The sequence below is a fragment of the Leucobacter sp. M11 genome, from assembly GCF_035726885.1.
GTDB lineage: Bacteria > Actinomycetota > Actinomycetes > Actinomycetales > Microbacteriaceae > JAPFRB01.
Window position 1 is genome coordinate 442,551 of the sequence record NZ_JAPFRB010000004.1, and the last position, 710, is coordinate 443,260.

General features: G+C 75.6%; 1 protein-coding gene. It reads right to left on the reverse strand.

What is annotated here, in order from left to right:
- Positions 1–687, reverse strand: a 687-nt coding sequence (gene rmuC / locus OOT08_RS14190) for a DNA recombination protein RmuC (RefSeq protein WP_325093439.1), incomplete at its 3' end; no start/stop codon positions are given.
- Between the last annotated feature and the right edge of the window lie 23 nt (positions 688–710).

Below are 710 nucleotides of genomic sequence, written 5' to 3' on the forward strand. Positions count from 1 at the left end.
CCCGGCATCGAGGAAGGCGCTCATCGGGGCCTTCGCGTCGATCGCGAGCTGCTTGTTGCCCGGCAGCCGCACGATCATGTCGGGTCGGGCCGTCGCGTCCGGGCCGCGCAGGGTGTCCTGCACCGTGAAATCGACGCGCTCGACCATGCCAGCGGCCTCGACCAGGCGGCGCAGCTGCGTCTCGCCCCAGGCGCCGCGGGCGTTGTTGTTGCGCAGCGCCGCGGCGAGCGAGTCGGCGGTGCCGCGCAGCCGCTCCTCCGCGGCGGCGGCGACGCGCAGCTGCTGCTGGAGCTCGCCGTGCTGATTGGCGCGCTGCGTTTCGAGCTCGGTCACGGTCTCCGCGAGCCGCCCCAGCGTCTCGCGGACGGGGGCCAGCTGTTGCAACACGCGCTGCTCGTCGCGCTCCCTGGCGTGGTGCTGATCGCGCTGGGCGATGGCGTCGGCGAGCCGCTCCTCGAGCGCGAAGATCCGCGACTCGGCGGCGGCGAGCTCCTCGCGGAGGACCCGCGCGCCCTGCTCGGCGTCGAGGCGGGCGCGCTGCCCGGCCAGCTCGGTCTCCGCGGAGCCGCGGGCGGCGGCGTCGCGCTCCCGGCCACGCCAGAGCGCCCGAGCGCCGAGCCAGCCGAGCGCGAAGGCGAGGGCCGCGGCGGCCAGGACCGCGACGGGGAAGAGCCAAGAAACGTCCATGTGCCCTATCGTGCCACCGGCCA